Raw genomic sequence first — 18,506 nt, forward strand, 5'->3', positions numbered from 1 at the left:
TGTTAAATTTATCGGATATTTGTATGAAGTTTATTCATAGTCGTTGTCGGGATATTTAAAAAACAAATAACGTGATAGTAAGTCAGCCAGATAACCAATCACTCTTTAACAAAACAATTAGAATAAGTAATGGCTGTATTAGCTGAACATCTGGATAAAGTTATAGAAAAAACAGAGAGGTTAATTGAACTTTGTGGTGCTTTACAGGAAGAAAATGATTTGATGAAGCTGGAAAACCAGTCCTTAAAAGTAGCACTGTCAGCAAGTAAAGAAAAGAATAAAGAGTTTGAAGAAAAGCTTCGTGTATTGAAGTTAGCCAAGTCGTTTTCAGAAACAAATGAAAAAACGCTTGACATCAAGCAAAAAATTAACGAATTTGTGCGGGAAATAGATAAGTGTATTGTATTGCTTAAAAAGTAATACAAAAAAGTGAAATGCTCAATGGGAGAAATCTCCATAAAAATAAATATTGCTGACAGAGTTTACCCCTTAAAGGTAAACATGGAAGAGGAAGAAATAATACGCAGAGCGGCTAAACTAATTAATGACCGGGTGAAGGAATACCAGGAAAATTATGCAGTTAAGGATAAGCAGGACCTGCTTTCGATGTGTGTGCTACACTACGCTACATCGGCTTTAAAAGCCGAGAAAAGGGTAGGGGTTGAAGACACGGAAGTAGCGGAAAGGGTTTACCATTTAGATAATTTGTTGTCGGAGTTTTTCTCAAAGTAATAACGTTCTTTATCATACTAAGAGCAATTAAGATTTAACCGCAGTTAAATTTTAAGTTTCACTATTTATAAACTTAACACTTCAATATGAATGGAAGCGAGAGGGTATACGTTATTTCGAAGTATCTAACGATGATCCGGCTTTCAACACTTTATCGAAGTTTAATAATACATGAGGCTTAGAGTTTAGTTGCGGTTTTTTTATTTTATACCAATTATATGAATATATTATATGCAATTATCGGGCTGTTGGTGGGCATCGGAGCGGGTGTGCCAATCGGTCGTTTTTTATTAAGAAAGCTCTTCCGCGATCAGGAAGTAGCTGCGCAAAATAAAGTAAAGAAAATTTTAAAGGATGCTGAAAATAATGCCGAGATTTTAAAAAAGAACAGGCTTTTAGAGGCAAAAGAGAAATTTTTGCAGATGAAAGGTGAGCATGAGCAGGAAGTAAACGCGAAGAACAATGCCATCAATCAGCGCGAAAACAGCTTAAAGCAAAAGGAACAATCACTGAACCAAAAGCTTGAAAACGCTAATCGTAAAGATCAGGAAATTGAAAATGCGCGCAAAAACCTGGAAAAGCAAACCGAAATCGCTTTAAAGAAACAGGAAGATGTGGAACTGCTAAAAAATCAGCATTTACAGCAATTGGAAAACATTGCAGGCCTATCTGCCGAAGAAGCTAAAAATCAGTTGGTGGATAACCTGCGCGAAGAAGCCCGTACCAAGGCCATGATGCAGATTAAGGATATTGTTGACGAGGCTAAACTTACTGCTACCAAGGAGGCCAAGAAAATTGTGATCCAAACGATACAACGTACCGCTACCGAAAGTGCTATTGAAAACACGGTTTCAATCTTTAATATTGATAACGACGAAGTAAAAGGGCGCATTATTGGGCGTGAAGGCCGTAACATCCGTGCGCTTGAAGCAGCTACCGGTATTGAAATCATTGTAGACGATACCCCTGAGGCCATTATCTTATCGGGATTTGACCCAGTGAGGCGCGAAATTGCCCGTTTGGCTATGCACCGTTTGGTTACCGACGGGCGTATTCACCCGGCACGTATTGAAGAGGTGGTAGCCAAAACCAAGAAGCAGATAGAAGAAGAAATTGTTGAAATAGGTGAACGTACCGTAATTGACCTCGGTATCCATGGTTTGCATCCCGAATTAATCAGGATGGTTGGCCGGATGCGTTACCGTTCGTCATACGGGCAAAACCTGTTGCAACACTCGCGCGAAGTAGCTAATTTTTGTGCTACCATGGCGGCTGAGTTAGGGTTAAATGTAAAGCTTGCTAAACGCGCAGGTTTGTTACATGATATAGGTAAGGTGCCTGATGATAATCCGGAGTTACCCCACGCTATATTGGGTATGCAACTTGCCGAAAAATATAAAGAGCACCCGGAAGTATGTAACGCCATTGGTGCCCACCATGATGAGGTGGAGATGACTTCGATGATATCGCCTATCATCCAGGCTTGCGATGCCATATCGGGTGCACGCCCAGGTGCACGCCGCGAGGTTGTTGAGAGTTACATCAAGCGTTTAAAAGAACTTGAAGAACTGGCTCTGTCATACCCAGGTGTAGAAAAAACATTTGCTATCCAGGCCGGCCGCGAGTTGCGCGTAGTTGTTGAAAGTGAAAAAATCAGCGATGCACAGTCAGAAATATTGGCTGCCGATATTTCAAACCGCATTCAAACCGAGATGACCTATCCGGGGCAGATCAAGGTAACCGTAATCAGGGAAACCAGATCGGTCGCGTTTGCAAAATAAAAGCCGCCTTTAAACCGCGTAGCGCTCATGCACGCTAAAAACAGATTAAAGTGCATAATCTTCCCCCGTAGGGGAGACTTTGAAAACTATGTCGACAAATAGTAAAAATACAAAAGCTTCTAAAGCCTTTCCGCCTGTAGGCGGAAAGGTTGAGAAGCGTCTTGTTGATACCTATTTTGATCAATACGCCGAAAGCCATCAAAATCCAACAAATAAATTGATCCATTGGATATGTGTGCCGCTCATCGTGTTCAGCTTGCTGGGCGTGGTTTGGTCCATACCCTTTCCTTACATCAAATTTCTGGGTAGTTATAACGGCTTTGTTAACTGGGCATCCTTTCTCATTGCTTTCTCAGTTTACTATTATTATAAACTATCGCCTGTACTGTCGTATTTTATGCTGCTCATTATTTTTGCCTTTAGTTATGGCATTATACAATTGGAGTTTTGGCAAAAAACAGGCGGCCCACAGGTATGGCAATCATGCCTTGCGATATTTGTACTATCCTGGGGGGGCCAGTTTATTGGCCATAAAATAGAAGGTAAAAAACCATCCTTTTTAGATGATCTTAAATTTTTATTAATCGGCCCGATATGGCTTGTTCATTTTATTCTGCTCAAACTAAAAATTAAGTATTAATGGATCCAGCTTCAAACTAATCTGTTTGAGGTGTTTATCATTTAAATTCGTGTCTCTTTGCAGGTTTAAGTCTTCATACTCGCCTATTGGTGTTTTTATATGTGTTAAATTAATGTTAATTACTCATTGAAATTATATTAAAAATACAGGCTTATTTTCTATTAAAAATAATCTTTTATTAACATTGACTTAATGTTGATGGGCAACCTTTGTGCTCAAATCGAACACAAATGAAAAAACTTTACCTTTTCCTGTTAACCAGCATCATACTCGGCATAGCCGGAGTAGCGAATGCACAGATTACCAGTGCTGTAATAAGCGGTAAAATTGTTGATCAGAAAGATCAGCCATTACCTGGAGTTACCATAACTGCCGTAAATACCAGTACCGGAACCAAATACGGTACACAAAGTAATGTTGACGGTCGTTATTCTATTCCCAACGTAAACGCTGGTGGTCCTTACACCATTAGCGCCTCTTTTATTGGTTTTAAAAAACAAGAAAGAGTAAACGTTAACCTTAACCTGGGTAGCGTAACTTTCAACTTTAAATTAAGCGACGCGGCAACCGAGTTAAAAGCCGTAAACATTACCGGGACACCAACTAAAACCGGAACAAGCACAAGCATTAATCAAAACCTGATCAGGAGGTTGCCCTCTGCAAACCGTAGTTTACAGGATTTAACCCGTACTACGCCGCAAAGTGCTAATAACTCTTTCCAGGGTACAAACTTTCGTTATAACAACGTAACAGTGGATGGTGCCATTAATAATGACGCAATTGGCTTTAGCCCTTCATTGGGTGGTCAAACCAACCAATCCGGACAAGTAGGTAGCAGTACACGTACCAGCCCGATATCGGTTGATGCGATACAAGATATTCAAGTATATGTTGCACCTTACGACATTAAAATTGGTAACGTATTAGGTGGTAGTATTAACGCGGTTACCCGCAGTGGTACAAACACCGTTACCGGTTCAATATACGGTTTTGGCCGTGGCGCTTTTTCGGTAGGTAAAAACAATATACCAGCTAACGTTGGTGGCGATGGATCAAAAGAGCCGAACGATTTCCATGATTATCAAACAGGATTCCGTTTAGGTTTGCCTATCGTAAAAGATAAATTATTCTTCTTTACAAATGAGGAAATTGCCCGTCGTCAGGATCCTGTAATTGGTGCTGCGGGTGAAGGTACTTCTCAATTTATCATAACCGCTACCCAAGCTCAGCAGTTATCTGATAAGTTCAAAGCGCTAACAGGTATTGATCCTGGCACTTATGGTAACACTACCATTTATTCCAATTCAAACAAATATTTTAACCGTTTAGACTGGAATATCAACGATAAAAACCAATTAACGGTAAGAAATAACACCATATCATCAACAGCTACCAACCTGGAGCGCGATGGTGCTAACTTCCGTTTCAGTGGTATTGATTATACATCACATAACAATTCAACTTCAACAGTTTTAGAGTTGAAATCACGTATATCTAATAACGCCAGCAACAGCTTGTTAGTAGGTTATTCAAGAGTTCATGATTATCGCGATCCAAACTCAAATCCTGCATTGCCACAGATAGAAATTGGTGGTAATCAGTCCGGTTCAATAATCTTTATGGGTACAGACCGTGAGGCCGCCATTTTTGATATGCACCAAAACACCACTGAGTTTACGGATAACTTTACCTTAACTAAGGGCAAGCACACCTTTACCTTTGGTACACATAACGAGTTTTATGATATCACATATAACTTTGTTAATGCCTGGAATGGTCGTGATTCTTATGCAAACGTTCAAGCCTTTTTAGATGGTTCGCCAACACGTGTGCGTAATAACTATAACTACACCAATAACACACGTGATTACATTTTAGCTAATCCCTCTGCAAAATTCAATGTTAACCTTTTAAGTTTATATGCTCAGGATGACATACAGGTTACCGATAACCTCAAGGTTACTGCTGGCTTACGTTTTGACTACGCTGATGTAGCTAATAAACAGCCTTTAAGCGATAAAACTACCAGTGCCGCAGTTGATACCTATTATGGCAATACATTTACTTACACAAAACCTAAAGATATCACCAATAAATATTTAGGTAATGTACAGGTAAACCCACGTGTATCTTTTAATTACGATATCAATGGCGATCAAAGCGTTATATTGCGCGGTGGTACCGGTACATTTACAGGTCGTGTTCCATTTGCCTGGTTTGGATACGCATTTTATAACAATGGCGTAACCTACGGTGCTTATGATAACCAACCGGTATCAAAAGGTGGTAAAGGTGCCGAATTTACTGCCGGTACTAATCCAACTCAAGCACCAGCAAACGGCGGTTTAAACTTCGTTAATCAACAAGTACCGGCTCCTAACACCAGTGCAACAGGCCCAACACAAGTTGATATGATTGATAACAACTTTAAAATGCCACAAGTATGGAGAAGCAGTTTAGCATTGGATTACAAAACTGAAGATCAGTGGAAGTTTACTGTAGAAGGTATTTATACTGATGTTATCCGCGATTTAAAGTTCCAGCAGGTAAATACTGTTGATAATGTAACTTATTATCCATACGATACTCAACACATACAACCTATTTTTGTTAACTCAAAGGTTTCGGGTAACTTTACTAACGCCTACCTTTTATCAAATACTAACCAAGGTTACCGTTATAGCTTAACCGGACAGATAGCAAAATCATTCCCTTTTGGTTTCGATGCTACCGCGGCTTATACTTACGGACAAGCTAAGGACGTTACAAATGGTATCCGTAATTCAATGGAGTCTAACTGGCAGTTAAACCAGGCTGCCAATCCTAACAACCCACAGGCAGCTTATTCTAACTTTGATATACGCCATCACATTGTTTCAACTTTAAACTACAGGTTGGTTTATGGTGCAGACAAGAAAATGTCATCTAACTTCACCGTTTTCTTTAGTGCGCAATCAGGTACACCTTACACCTTTGGTTTTTATAACACAGCTATTGATGGTACAGGTCAACAGGTTAACGTAGCTTATATTCCTAAAGTTGGCGAAACCGTTAATTTTTTCAAGGATATTACCGGCGGAAAAACTGCGGTGCAACAAGCTGCTGAATTTGATCAGTTTATCGACGGAAATGATTACTTGAAAACACGTCGTGGTCAATTTACAGAACGTAACGCTGCACGTACGCCATGGAATACTCAAGCTGACTTCCGTTTTACACAGGAATTCAACTTTGGAAGCGAAAAACACAAACAAATGTTAACTTTTACGTTTGACATTATCAACCTGACAAACTTGTTGAATAAAGATTGGGGACATTATTATTTCTCGTCAAACACTTTCAACTCAACCGCCAGTGTTGGTTTGGCTAAATCTGTTACACCTTCATTCACAAACGCTTCTACAACGTATCCAACTTATACGTTTAAAGATCCAGGAGTTCCTTATCAGGTTGATCCTTTCTTATCCCGTTATTCAATGCAATTCGGAGTACGTTACAGCTTCTAATTGTAAGAGAGGAAAAGTCTTGAGTTTTCAGTCAGGAAACCTTGAGCTGATACCTTTAATATAATAGTCCATAAAAAAAGCCGGTTGAACAAAGTTCAACCGGCTTTTTTTATGGACTATGGACTATGGACTATGGACTATGGACTATGGACTATGGACTATGGACTATGGACTATGGACTATGGACTATGGACTATGGACTATGGACTATGGACTATGGACTATGGACTATGGACTATGGACTATGGACTATGGACTATGGACTATGGACTCAAAGATTCTTCCCCAACTTCTCCAGCATCTCCTGTGGCACCTTTTCCAGGTCGAGCACTAAAAATCCGTCTAAGCAATCGGCAAATTTAGGATCGATGTTAAAGCAGATGATTTTGCCGTTCAAGGCTATATACTGCCTTAACAGCACAGGCACTTTCATATGGCGGCTTTCTATTTCTGATATCAGGCTGTCTAATGATTTGAAAGTATCTTCACCCTGCATCAGCAGATCGGTATCAATACTCGAAAAATCGACCTTGAATTTTTTGCGGGGTTTAACATACTGGGCCATATCATGATCAAAGTGATTACGGTTAATATAATCTACGATCAGTGATTTGGAGAACCGCGAAAAACTATTGCTGATGCTAACCGGGCCTATCAAATAGCGGTATCGAGGGTTATCAATCAGGTATTTTAAAATTCCTTTCCATAGTAAAAACAGTGGCAGGGGTTTTTGCTGATATTCCTGGCGGATAAACGACCGGCCCAACTCCAGGCTCTTTTTTAAAACGGACGTAAACTGACTTCTAATTTTAAAAAGCTCGGCAGTATAAAAGCCTTTTTTACCCAGGCTGTAAAAAATTTCATCGCCCATGCCTATGCGGTAGGCGCCAACAATTAGTTTAGCATCGGTATCCCATATAAACAGGTGATGATAATAAATATCATACTCATCAAGGTCGATACTTTTGTTGCTGCCTTCGCCCACCTGCCTGAAGGTGATTTCGCGCAGGCGGCCAATCTCAAGGATGATGTTGGGGATGGCGGATGTTGGCGAGATAAAAACCTCGTAATTTTTTTCCGTCCAAACCAGGTAACTTTCCCGAAGGGTAGCAACCTCATTTTCCAGAATGGTAGTGCTTATGGCATCGGCAATGGCCTCGGGGCTTTTTTTTATTTTAAATAAGTTACGCGGTTTAAATATCTTTTTGTGCTCTTCCAGCCCTGCACCGAGCGCATAAGTTTTGGCACGCAAAAAACTTAAAAGATTAGTGGTATTGGTGCCGTAGCGTTTAATGTCGTTAACATCAATAGGCTTGCCAATGCGCAGTTTAATAGTGTGCCCGTGCTTATTAAACAGCTCGGATGGCAGCTTGGCGGTGCGTAGGGTAGGGTGGATGAGGCTCAGCAGGTTAAAAAGCAAACCATTATTGCCGTGGAAATAGATAGGCACAACAGGTACGTTGGCCCGAGCTATGATTTTGCCTACCACAGGGTGCCAAAGGCGGTCGGTAACCTGATGCTCCCCTACTTTATAGGTTGATACCTCGCCAGCGGGGAAAATACCTATTGGCGTGCCGCTGTTCAACAACTCAAGCGTGTTTTTAAGGCCGCTTATGCTGGATGAATGCTCAATATTTTCAAATGGGTTTACGGCTATAAAATAATCGCTTAGGTTGGGTATCTTCTTGAGCAAAAAGTTAGCCATCAATTTGGCATCCGGCCTAACCATGCATAGTATTTTGAGGAGTACCATACCCTCAATACCTCCGTAAGGATGATTGGCTATTGCGATGAATCCGCCGGTAGAAGGTATATTTCTCAATTCGCGCTCATCAAACTCAATATCAATACCGCAGCCTTCCAATATGGCATCAACAAATTCGGGCCCTTGCTTGGGTTGAGCCTGTGCAAACAGTTGGTTAACCTGGTTAATCTTCATGATCTCCATTAGCAGCGCGGCTAAACCCGGCATTCTCAGCTTATCTAACTTAGTGGCTCTGGCAAATTCTTCTCGGGTTATTATCTTCATTGCGTTTTATAGGAATGCAAAAATATTCATAATTTACCAACCCATTGAGTGGAATGATACGCGCATTTAAAAATTACTTTGCAATAACTAAAAAAGAGTGGAACGGAATGGTTGTGCTGATGCTTATTATCGCTTTGGTATTGGCCGCGCCCTATGTTTTTCAGTATTTCTATCCCAATAAATTGGTCGATCAGGACGAGTTTAACCAGGCAATAGCCCGCTTGAAGAAAATTAAGCCTGCTATTGATCCTCAAAACGTATTTAAAGGTGAGGATGATGTTAAGGAGGCGCACCCGGTAATGTATCGGTTTAATCCTAATCATTTGCCTGTGGCGCAGTGGCTTCAATTGGGCTTAAGTGCGCGCCAGGTTGCCGGGATAAAAAAATACGAAGCCAAAGGCGGTAAGTTTTATACCAAGGCCGATGTGCAGAAGATGTACACTATTACTGCCGCCGACTATGCCCGGTTGGCCCCCTTTATTGATTTGCCGGAGGGCGAAGGCAGTGTGAAAAAAGAAGGGGTGATTTTAGAATTAAACACTGCAGACTCTGCCCAACTCACCACGTTAAGGGGTATAGGCCCCGCATTTGCCCAGCGTATTATAAATTACCGCAATCAACTTGGCGGATTTTACCAGAAAGAGCAACTGATGGAAGTTTACGGCGTTGATACGGCAAAGTATGCTCAATTGGCTAAACAGTTTGTGCTTAACCCTAAAAAGATAGTTAAGCTACCTATTAACAAAGTAGCTGTTGACGATTTGCGACGGTTTCCATACCTCAACTTTAAACAAATGAACGCCATAGTTGAGTACCGTAAACAACATGGCAACTACTCTTCTATTAATGATTTAAAGGATATTGCCCTTTTGGATGAAGGAATTTTGCGTAAAATTGCGCCCTATTTAACTTTCAAATGATAGAGCAACAAATTAAAACAGCTATTCGCGATATTCATGACTTTCCGAAGCCCGGGATTGTTTTTAAAGATATTACCCCGATATTGAAAGACCACGCGTTATGTCATAACATTGTTGAGGCCTTTGCCGATCAGTTACAGGGCGTGCGTATTGATGCTGTGGCCGGTGTTGAAAGCCGTGGCTTTCTGTTTGGTTTAATGCTGGCCATGCGCCTTGGCGTGCCATTTATACCCGTACGCAAAGCCGGTAAGCTGCCTTTTACAGTGAGGCGTAAAGTATATGAACTTGAATACGGAACTGCCACCATCGAGCTGCATACCGACGCGTTTGAACCGGGTAGCCATATATTAATCCATGATGATTTGCTGGCCACCGGCGGTACGGTAAGTGCTACCAGTGAATTGATCCAGGAGATGGGCGGCATAGTGGCTGGATTTTCGTTTGTTGTTGGCCTTGGGTTTTTAAATGGTGAGCAAAAAATCAGGCCTATCTCTGAGCGTGTCGTTGTTTTAGCCAATTATTAAATAATGGTTAATTTTTTTAATAAGCATACTAACCTGTTAAAATATCCTGATTTAAACTAAACTAAGTATCTGTACTGAAAACCATTTTATTCTATTATTTGTTGTGCTTTTGTATTGATGAAGCTATATAATATTTTATAACTTCGTTTAAAACCAATATAAAATATGGATACTTCTTTAATGGATACCACTGTTGGGTATGATTTTTACGTAAGTGAAAACCAACGTATGGTAGCCCGGATGGCTGGCGATTTTGCGGAAAAAAATATCCGGCCGTATGTGATGGATTGGGACGAGACGCAAACCTTTCCGGTAGACTTGTTTAAAAAGTTAGGTGAGTTGGGCTTGATGGGGGTGTTGGTGCCAGAGATGTATGGAGGCTCGGGCTTTGGCTATTTTGAGTATGTTACCGTTATTGTTGAAATTGCCAAGGTGTGTGGCTCTATAGGCCTCTCGGTGGCTGCACATAACTCGTTATGCACCGGGCATATTTTGGCTTTTGGCAACGAGGAGCAAAAACATAGGTGGCTGCCTAAACTGGCCACAGGCGAATGGATAGGAGCATGGGGCTTAACGGAGGCCAATACAGGTTCGGATGCGTTGGGTATGAATACTACGGCGATATTGGATGGCGACCATTATGTAGTAAACGGATCAAAAAACTGGATAACGCATGGCAAATCGGGCAATGTAGCCGTGGTAATGGTTAGAACAGGCGAAAAAGGCGATTCGCATGGCATATCAGCTTTAGTTGTTGAGAAGGGTACTGATGGTTTTACACACGGAAAAAAGGAGAACAAGCTGGGGATGCGTGCATCTGAAACAACTGAACTCATTTTTGATAACTGCCGCGTACCCCGGGAGAACCTGTTAGGCAGCCAGGGTGATGGCTTTAAACAAGCTATGAAAGTACTGGATGGCGGGCGCATATCCATAGCAGCTCTGTCATTAGGCATAGCTAAAGGGGCGTTTGAAGCAGCTGTAAAATACGCTAAGGAGCGTCATCAGTTTGGGCAGCCCATCTGCAACTTCCAGGGAATATCGTTTAAGTTAGCAGATATGGCCACTGAGATTGAAGCGGCCCAACTCCTGATTATGCAGGCTGCCGATTTAAAGAATCGCAATAAGAGCGTGACCAAACAATCGGCTATGGCTAAATACTTTGCTTCCGAAGTAGCCGTAAAAGCAGCCAACGATGCCGTACAGATTTTTGGCGGGTATGGCTATACCAAGGATTTTCCGGTCGAGAAATTTTATCGTGATGCTAAGCTTTGTACCATTGGAGAGGGCACATCCGAAATACAAAAAATTGTAATAGCCCGGGAAGTGTTAAAGTAAGTTGGATAGAGCAGTAAAGATTAATAGGCATACCCAATCATAAATATTTACTTGTGCTATAATATTTATACAAAGGTTTTTGATTTTCAAAACATTATAGCTACCTTTGCCGTCCCTGAAAGGAGGTATTGTAGAACTTATGATCATTATCAACATTAAAGACGGCGAATCATTAGATAAAGCACTGAAACGTTTTAAAAAGAAATTCGAAAAAACCGGTGTATTAAGAGAGTTACGTAGCCGTCAGGCGTACGAAAAAAAATCTGTTACCCGCAGAACTGAAATAAAACACGCCATCTACAAACAAAACATGAACATCGAGAGCGTTTAATTTTTGTTGAAAAACAAGATTTAAATTTTTCTTAACTTCATATTAAAACTATTTGTACATTCATATATTGGATGCGCAAATAGTTTTTATGGTTTTAGAGCGGTTTATACAATATCTTCGATACGAAAAGCGGTTTTCATCTCATACCATTACTGCTTATCAAACAGATCTGTATCAGTTTTTTACCTATACCGCAAACTCCGCAGATCATAACCTTTCCCCTGCCGAAGCGGAGTTAAAGGTAAAGTTGGCGCTATCCCATATCGCCGATATTACGTACCAGGATATCCGGGAATGGATCGTTCAGCTGATGAACGATGACCAGGCCGCCAAATCAATCAACCGGAAAATATCCTGCCTGCGTACCTTTTTTAAATTTGCGCTGCGCGAAGGTATCATTACCGCTAACCCGGCATCAAAAATACAAGCTCCCAAAATCCCTAAGCGCCTTCCTGTAGTGGTGGAGGAGGATAAAATAGTATCTTTATTAAGCAGTTCCCAAATATTTGATGATAGTTTTACCGGCTTGCGCGATAAGCTGGTTATCGAGTTGCTTTTCGGCACCGGTATCCGTTTGGCGGAGCTTGTTGGCTTGAAGGAAACCGATATTGATATTTACGAGGGCACAATCAAGGTGCTGGGTAAGCGAAATAAAGAACGCGTTATCCCCATTCATTCCGAGTTAAAACTCCTGTTGGTACATTACATCAATATAAAGAAAAGTGAAAATTTTAATAACAATTCTTTAACATTAATCGTTACAAGTAAAGGAGCAAACGCATATTCTAAAATGGTTTATCTAATTGTGCAGAAATATTTATCACTCATATCAACCCAGGATAAAAAAAGTCCGCACGTGTTAAGGCACAGCTTTGCCACCAGTTTATTAAATCACGGTGCCGATTTAAACGCTATTAAAGAGCTTTTGGGCCATGCTAACTTAAGCGCGACCCAAATTTACACGCACAACTCAGTTGAGCGATTGAAGTCCATTTATAAACAAGCCCATCCAAAGGCGTAAAAACAGGAGAAAACATGAAAATCAGAGTCCAATCAATCCACTTCACAGCCGACAAGAGACTGTTAGAATTTATCCAAAAAAAAGCTGATAAACTTGATGTTTTTTTTGATCAGATCATTAGTGGTGAAGTTTATTTAAAACTGGAAAATGTAGAAGACGAGGCCAATAAAATTACTGAAATTAAGCTTTTGCTTCCTGGTAATCAACTATTTGCCAAGTATCAATGCAAAACGTTTGAAGAAGCTACAGATTTGGCAATAGAATCATTGATAAAACAAATAGGTAAGCACAAACAAAAGAAAAACGCTGTTGACAAAACTGTGCTTAGCAGTTTAGTAGAAGAAGAATAAAATTAAATGTGTTGATTTTAAGGCACTTTCGGCGGGATAATTACCCGCCGATTTTTTTTTGAAAAAAAATTTTGTTCGACCTTTAATTTGTGTAGATTTGCAATCCCTTTTGGAGAGGTAGTCAACACGACTAAACAAACAAAAGGGTGGTTCTTTTAAAAAAACGATATGCCTCCTTAGCTCAGCTGGTAGAGCGACTGACTTGTAATCAGTAGGTCATTGGTTCGATCCCGATAGGAGGCTCAGTTGGATTTACGATTTATTGTTTAGGTTGTATGGATATAAAAATTCTGAATCGTCATTCAAAAATCGTAAATGAACTTGGGGGGATACCAGAGCGGTCAAATGGGACGGACTGTAAATCCGTTGCTTCGGCTACGAAGGTTCGAATCCTTCTCCCCCCACAATTTAGTTTTGAATGATTGATGGTTTGAGTTATTGAATGTTTCTTTTTAAAGTTTCAGTCAGTTATTCAGTCACTCAATCATTCAACAATTAAAATAAAAGCGGAAGTAGCTCAGTTGGTAGAGCGATAGCCTTCCAAGCTATAGGTCGCGAGTTCGAACCTCGTCTTCCGCTCAGAGGGTTATTTAGTTGCTGAGTTATTATTTATTAGGTTGTTGGTTTGTTGATCAGATTTCTTCTTAATAGTTTAATAACAAATCACTCGATAACCAGCTAACAAAAAAAGCCGACGTAGCTCAGTGGTAGAGCACTTCCTTGGTAAGGAAGAGGTCATGGGTTCAAATCCCATTGTTGGCTCTATAATTTTAGTATTATACAATTAGAAAATAAAAATTAACCTACAAACATTTTATAAATCATGGCAAAAGAAAAGTTTGACCGCAGTAAGCCGCACTTAAACATCGGTACAATCGGTCACGTTGACCACGGTAAAACAACCCTTACCGCTGCTATCACTAAAGTATTAGCTGACGCAGGTTTATCAGAAGCCCGTTCTTTCGATTCAATCGACTCAGCTCCTGAGGAAAAAGAACGTGGTATCACCATCAATACTGCTCACGTTGAATACTCAACAGCTAACCGTCACTATGCTCACGTTGACTGCCCTGGTCACGCGGATTATGTGAAAAACATGGTTACTGGTGCAGCGCAAATGGATGGTGCTATCATTGTAGTTGCTGCTACTGATGGTCCGATGCCACAAACCCGTGAGCACATCCTGTTGGCTCGTCAGGTAGGTGTACCTGCGCTTGTTGTTTTCATGAACAAAGTTGACATGGTTGATGATCCGGAATTATTAGAATTAGTTGAAATGGAAATCCGTGAATTATTATCATTCTACGAATATCCAGGTGACGATATCCCTGTAATTCAAGGTTCAGCATTAGGTGGTCTTAACGGCGATCCAAAATGGGTTGGTAAGATCATGGAATTAATGGATGCTGTTGATAACTATATCCCAATTCCTCCTCGTTTAACTGAGCTTCCTTTCTTGATGCCTGTTGAAGACGTATTCTCAATCACTGGTCGTGGTACTGTTGCTACCGGTCGTATTGAGCGTGGTGTAATCAACTCTGGTGATCAGGTTGACATCTTGGGTATGGGTGCTGAGAACTTAAAATCAACCGTTACTGGTGTTGAAATGTTCCGCAAAATTCTTGACCGTGGTGAAGCAGGTGATAACGTAGGTTTATTATTACGTGGTATTGAAAAAGAAGCCATCCGTCGTGGTATGGTTATTTGCAAACCAGGTTCAGTAACTCCTCACACAGATTTCAAAGCTGAGGTTTACGTATTGTCAAAAGCAGAAGGTGGACGTCATACTCCATTCTTTAACAAATACCGTCCGCAATTCTATTTCCGTACTACTGACGTAACTGGTGAGATTTCATTAGCCGAAGGTGTAGAAATGGTTATGCCAGGTGATAACGTAACAATCACTGTAAAGTTGATCAACGCTATCGCGATGGAAAAAGGCTTACGTTTCGCTATCCGTGAAGGTGGCAGAACTGTAGGTGCCGGCCAGGTAACAGAAATTTTGAAATAAAATTTCAATAAAAGGTTAATTGAGAAACATAAGTCTGCCCATCAAAAAAGCGGACTTATGTTTTCTTATAATAAACGGGAATAGTTCAATGGTAGAATAGAGGTCTCCAAAACCTTTGATCAGGGTTCGAATCCTTGTTCCCGTGCAGAGAGTAAAAAAATGGCTAAAGTAACTGAGTATATTAAAGAGTCGTATGAGGAACTTACCGACAAGGTAACCTGGCCTACATGGGGCGAATTACAAAATAGTGCAATTTTAGTTTTGGTGGCAGCAGTTATCATCGCTTTAATTGTTTTGCTTATGGATGAGTCGTTTGGTCGTTTATTACAGTATTTCTACAAATCATTAACGTAATATTTTATCGATGACTGATCAGTTGAAATGGTACGTGGTGAGAGCCATAAGTGGGAAAGAAAAGAAGGTTAAGCAATATATAGATGCCGAAATTAATCGTTTAGGCATCTCGCATTTAGTACCACAGGTATTAATACCGATGGAAAAATACTACCAGATGCGTGATGGGAAGAAGATAGCTAAGGAGCGTAATTTTTTTCCGGGTTATGTGCTGATGGAAGCCGCGCTTGATGGTGAGTTAGAGCATATTATAAAAAATATAAATAGCGTAATCGGTTTTTTAGGTGATAAGGCCGGTAATGCCATTCCTTTACGCCAGGCCGAGGTTAACCGTATTTTAGGTAAGGTTGACGAGATGAGCGAACAAGGCGAAACGATGAATGTACCATATTACATTGGCGAAAACGTTAAGGTAATGGATGGTCCGTTTAATGGTTTTAGCGGCGTTATTGAAGAGGTTAACGAAGAGAAAAAGAAACTCAAAGTAATGGTAAAGATATTTGGGCGCCGTACGCCGCTTGAATTGAATTACATGCAGGTTGAAAAAGAATAGGTTTAAAATGTTTGAGAAGAGTATGAAGATACTCTATCGGCATTAAAATCAAAATCACATAAATATAGCTTAGATAAGAGTAAAGAAAATGAGATTTCAAATCTCATGATTCAACGCTCAAATCTAAACAAAGTTCTTAAATGTTACATAGCTTCCACTTACTAACATTAAGTAATAAATAATCAAAAAAATGGCAAAAGAAGTCGGTGCGTTAGTAAAACTACAGGTTAAGGGCGGCGCTGCAAATCCATCCCCACCAATTGGCCCTGCATTGGGTGCGAAAGGTGTGAACATTATGGAATTTTGCAAGCAGTTTAATGCCCGTACACAAGACAAGCCAGGGAAAGTATTGCCTGTTGTTATAACAGTTTACGTAGATAAGTCATTTGATTTTATCATCAAAACTCCTCCAGTTGCTATCCAGTTATTGGAAGTATCAGGTTTAAAGAGTGGTTCGGCTGAACCCAACCGTAAAAAGGTTGCGAATGTTTCCTGGGAACAGGTTGAAACTATAGCCAAGGATAAAATGACTGATTTAAACGCGTTTACAGTTGAATCGGCCATGAAAATGGTTGCAGGTACAGCTCGCAGTATGGGAATTACCGTTTCTGGTACAGCGCCCTGGAATTAATTAAATAACTAAATCAGTTTAAAGACAGTGGCAAGATTAACAAAAAATCAAAAAACGGCACTATCCAAAGTTGAGGTTAACAAAGCGTATTCTTTACAGGATGCAACTGCCTTGGTAAAAGACATAACTACTACCAAGTTTGATGCATCAGTTGATATAGACGTTCGTTTAGGTGTTGATCCGCGTAAAGCCAATCAAATGGTGCGTGGTATTGCAACCTTACCTCACGGAACCGGTAAAACTGTACGTGTTTTGGTGCTTTGTACTCCTGAGAAGGAACAAGAAGCAAAAGACGCAGGTGCAGATTACGTAGGTTTGGATGAATATATTGCTAAGATTGAAGGTGGATGGACTGATGTTGATATTATCATCACTATGCCAAGTGTTATGGCTAAAGTTGGTCGTTTGGGTCGTATTTTAGGCCCACGTAACTTAATGCCTAACCCTAAATCAGGTACAGTAACCCAAGAAGTTGGTAAAGCTGTAACTGAGGTAAAAGCAGGTAAAATCGATTTCAAGGTTGATAAAACCGGTATTATCCATACATCAATAGGAAAAGTATCTTTCCCTGCTGATAAAATTTATGAGAATGCTTTGGAGATTCTTCAAATCATTTCAAAACTAAAACCGTCGGCAGCAAAAGGAACATATTTTAAGAGTATTCATATCTCTTCAACCATGTCTCCCGGAATTCAGGTTGAAACTAAAACAGTAGCGGGGATCTAATCATGAATAAAGAAGAAAAACACGAAGTTGTTCTTGCCCTTGCTGAACAAATGAAAGAGTACGGTAACTTCTATATTACCGATACTTCAGATTTAACTGTTGCAAAAATCAATGATATCCGTCGTAAATGTTTCGAAAGCGACATTAAGATGCAGGTAACCAAAAACACGCTGATCAGAAAAGCTATGGAAGCTGTTGACGGTGATTTTACCCAAATCTACGATGTATTGAAAGGTTCATCTTCTATTATGTTCTCTAAATCAGGTACTGCTCCGGCAAAACTGATCAAAGAACTAAGAAAACGTGGTGATAAACCTGTATTAAAAGCGGCTTACATTGATACTGCCGTATTTGTTGGCGATAATCAGTTAGATGCGTTGGTTAACCTTAAATCAAGGGAACAACTTATCGGCGAGATCGTTGGCTTATTGCAATCGCCTGCTAAAAACGTTATTTCTGCTCTTCAATCGGGTGGTAATATATTGGCTGGTGTTGTTAAAACATTACAAGAAAGAGGTTAACGAACACCTTAAGTTCGATTTAAACAACAAAGTATTTAACATTAAAAATTTATAGTAATGGCAGATTTAAAAGCGTTTGCTGAACAATTGGTAAACTTAACAGTAAAAGAAGTTAACGAATTAGCTCAGATCTTAAAAGACGAATACGGTATTGAGCCGGCAGCAGCAGCGGTAGCAGTAGCAGCTCCTTCAGCAGGTGGCGATGCTCCAGCAGAAGAAGCAGTTCAAACAGCGTTTGATGTAATTTTGAAAGAAGCTGGTGGCGCTAAGTTAGCAGTTGTTAAGTTGGTAAAAGACCTGACTGGTTTAGGTTTGAAAGAAGCTAAAGATTTAGTTGACGGTGCACCTAAAGAAGTGAAAACCGGTGTAACTAAAGAGGAAGCTGAAAGCTTGAAAAAACAATTAGAAGAAGCAGGAGCAGTTGTTGAGGTTAAGTAATTTAACCCGATAAGGCCCAATAGCATATGACTCCGACCAATAATTGGTCGGGGTCTATTGTCGTTTATATTGCTTTGAGATTCGCGCTGGCATGTCTGCC

At 40.3% G+C, this 18,506-nt stretch carries 19 protein-coding genes and 5 tRNA genes; 23 read left to right on the plus strand and 1 reads right to left on the minus strand.

Going from position 1 to position 18,506, the window contains the following annotated elements:
• Positions 1–129: 129 nt before the first annotated feature.
• The 5 genes from MUCPA_RS21340 (at position 130) to MUCPA_RS21360 (ending at position 6,659) form a co-directional block, all read left to right on the plus strand.
• A complete protein-coding gene (locus MUCPA_RS21340; protein ID WP_008509224.1) occupies positions 130–420 on the plus strand; it encodes a hypothetical protein in 291 nt (96 codons plus the stop codon).
• Between the two features lie 21 nt (positions 421–441).
• Positions 442–732, plus strand: a complete 291-nt coding sequence (locus tag MUCPA_RS21345; protein WP_008509225.1) for a cell division protein ZapA — start codon at positions 442–444, stop codon at positions 730–732.
• A 218-nt stretch (positions 733–950) separates the two neighbouring features.
• Positions 951–2,513, plus strand: a complete 1,563-nt coding sequence (rny, locus tag MUCPA_RS21350; protein ID WP_008509227.1) for a ribonuclease Y — start codon at positions 951–953, stop codon at positions 2,511–2,513.
• A gap of 88 nt (positions 2,514–2,601) precedes the next feature.
• Positions 2,602–3,153: an Mpo1 family 2-hydroxy fatty acid dioxygenase gene (locus MUCPA_RS21355; RefSeq protein WP_008509229.1), complete on the plus strand. Its 552-nt coding sequence runs from the start codon at positions 2,602–2,604 to the stop codon at positions 3,151–3,153.
• Between the two features lie 230 nt (positions 3,154–3,383).
• Positions 3,384–6,659: a TonB-dependent receptor gene (locus tag MUCPA_RS21360; protein ID WP_008509231.1), complete on the plus strand. Its 3,276-nt coding sequence runs from the start codon at positions 3,384–3,386 to the stop codon at positions 6,657–6,659.
• Positions 6,660–6,930: 271 nt separating this feature from the next.
• Here the strand turns inward: MUCPA_RS21360 and MUCPA_RS21365 are convergent, their stop codons facing one another.
• Positions 6,931–8,688: a lysophospholipid acyltransferase family protein gene (locus tag MUCPA_RS21365; RefSeq protein ID WP_008509233.1), complete on the minus strand. Its 1,758-nt coding sequence runs from the start codon at positions 8,686–8,688 to the stop codon at positions 6,931–6,933.
• Positions 8,689–8,741: 53 nt separating this feature from the next.
• Here MUCPA_RS21365 and MUCPA_RS21370 point away from each other — a divergent pair, with 53 nt between their 5' ends.
• The 18 genes from MUCPA_RS21370 (at position 8,742) to rplL (ending at position 18,406) form a co-directional block, all read left to right on the plus strand.
• Complete coding sequence (locus MUCPA_RS21370) at positions 8,742–9,608, plus strand: helix-hairpin-helix domain-containing protein (protein WP_008509234.1); 867 nt, start codon at positions 8,742–8,744, stop codon at positions 9,606–9,608.
• Entirely contained in the window at positions 9,605–10,132 is a 528-nt protein-coding gene (locus MUCPA_RS21375) for an adenine phosphoribosyltransferase (RefSeq protein WP_008509235.1), read from the plus strand. Before MUCPA_RS21370 ends, MUCPA_RS21375 begins: the two co-directional genes overlap by 4 nt.
• A gap of 165 nt (positions 10,133–10,297) precedes the next feature.
• Positions 10,298–11,470, plus strand: coding sequence for an acyl-CoA dehydrogenase (locus tag MUCPA_RS21380; protein ID WP_008509236.1), 1,173 nt, complete (start codon positions 10,298–10,300; stop codon positions 11,468–11,470).
• 139 nt (positions 11,471–11,609) lie between these two features.
• Positions 11,610–11,801: a 30S ribosomal protein S21 gene (gene rpsU, locus MUCPA_RS21385; protein WP_008509237.1), complete on the plus strand. Its 192-nt coding sequence runs from the start codon at positions 11,610–11,612 to the stop codon at positions 11,799–11,801.
• Between the two features lie 88 nt (positions 11,802–11,889).
• Positions 11,890–12,822: a tyrosine-type recombinase/integrase gene (locus tag MUCPA_RS21390; protein WP_040626247.1), complete on the plus strand. Its 933-nt coding sequence runs from the start codon at positions 11,890–11,892 to the stop codon at positions 12,820–12,822.
• A 14-nt stretch (positions 12,823–12,836) separates the two neighbouring features.
• A complete protein-coding gene (locus tag MUCPA_RS21395; protein ID WP_008509241.1) occupies positions 12,837–13,172 on the plus strand; it encodes an HPF/RaiA family ribosome-associated protein in 336 nt (111 codons plus the stop codon).
• A 170-nt stretch (positions 13,173–13,342) separates the two neighbouring features.
• Positions 13,343–13,415, plus strand: a tRNA-Thr gene (locus MUCPA_RS21400).
• 80 nt (positions 13,416–13,495) lie between these two features.
• Positions 13,496–13,576, plus strand: a tRNA-Tyr gene (locus tag MUCPA_RS21405).
• A gap of 102 nt (positions 13,577–13,678) precedes the next feature.
• Positions 13,679–13,751 (plus strand) — tRNA-Gly (locus tag MUCPA_RS21410).
• Between the two features lie 111 nt (positions 13,752–13,862).
• Positions 13,863–13,934 (plus strand) — tRNA-Thr (locus MUCPA_RS21415).
• Between the two features lie 61 nt (positions 13,935–13,995).
• Entirely contained in the window at positions 13,996–15,183 is a 1,188-nt protein-coding gene (tuf, locus tag MUCPA_RS21420; RefSeq protein ID WP_008509243.1) for an elongation factor Tu, read from the plus strand.
• Between the two features lie 74 nt (positions 15,184–15,257).
• Positions 15,258–15,328: transfer RNA gene (locus MUCPA_RS21425), tRNA-Trp, on the plus strand.
• 14 nt (positions 15,329–15,342) lie between these two features.
• Positions 15,343–15,537: a preprotein translocase subunit SecE gene (secE, locus tag MUCPA_RS21430; protein WP_008509245.1), complete on the plus strand. Its 195-nt coding sequence runs from the start codon at positions 15,343–15,345 to the stop codon at positions 15,535–15,537.
• A 10-nt stretch (positions 15,538–15,547) separates the two neighbouring features.
• The gene (gene nusG / locus MUCPA_RS21435; RefSeq protein ID WP_008509247.1) at positions 15,548–16,090 is read left to right on the plus strand and encodes a transcription termination/antitermination protein NusG; all 543 of its coding nucleotides are present in this window, start codon (positions 15,548–15,550) and stop codon (positions 16,088–16,090) included.
• A gap of 190 nt (positions 16,091–16,280) precedes the next feature.
• Positions 16,281–16,721, plus strand: a complete 441-nt coding sequence (rplK, locus tag MUCPA_RS21440) for a 50S ribosomal protein L11 (protein WP_008509249.1) — start codon at positions 16,281–16,283, stop codon at positions 16,719–16,721.
• A gap of 27 nt (positions 16,722–16,748) precedes the next feature.
• The gene (rplA, locus tag MUCPA_RS21445; protein ID WP_008509251.1) at positions 16,749–17,447 is read left to right on the plus strand and encodes a 50S ribosomal protein L1; all 699 of its coding nucleotides are present in this window, start codon (positions 16,749–16,751) and stop codon (positions 17,445–17,447) included.
• A gap of 2 nt (positions 17,448–17,449) precedes the next feature.
• Entirely contained in the window at positions 17,450–17,968 is a 519-nt protein-coding gene (gene rplJ, locus MUCPA_RS21450) for a 50S ribosomal protein L10 (RefSeq protein WP_008509254.1), read from the plus strand.
• 57 nt (positions 17,969–18,025) lie between these two features.
• Positions 18,026–18,406, plus strand: a complete 381-nt coding sequence (gene rplL / locus MUCPA_RS21455; RefSeq protein ID WP_008509256.1) for a 50S ribosomal protein L7/L12 — start codon at positions 18,026–18,028, stop codon at positions 18,404–18,406.
• Positions 18,407–18,506 lie beyond the last annotated feature (100 nt).

This window comes from Mucilaginibacter paludis DSM 18603 (genome assembly GCF_000166195.2).
GTDB lineage: Bacteria > Bacteroidota > Bacteroidia > Sphingobacteriales > Sphingobacteriaceae > Mucilaginibacter > Mucilaginibacter paludis.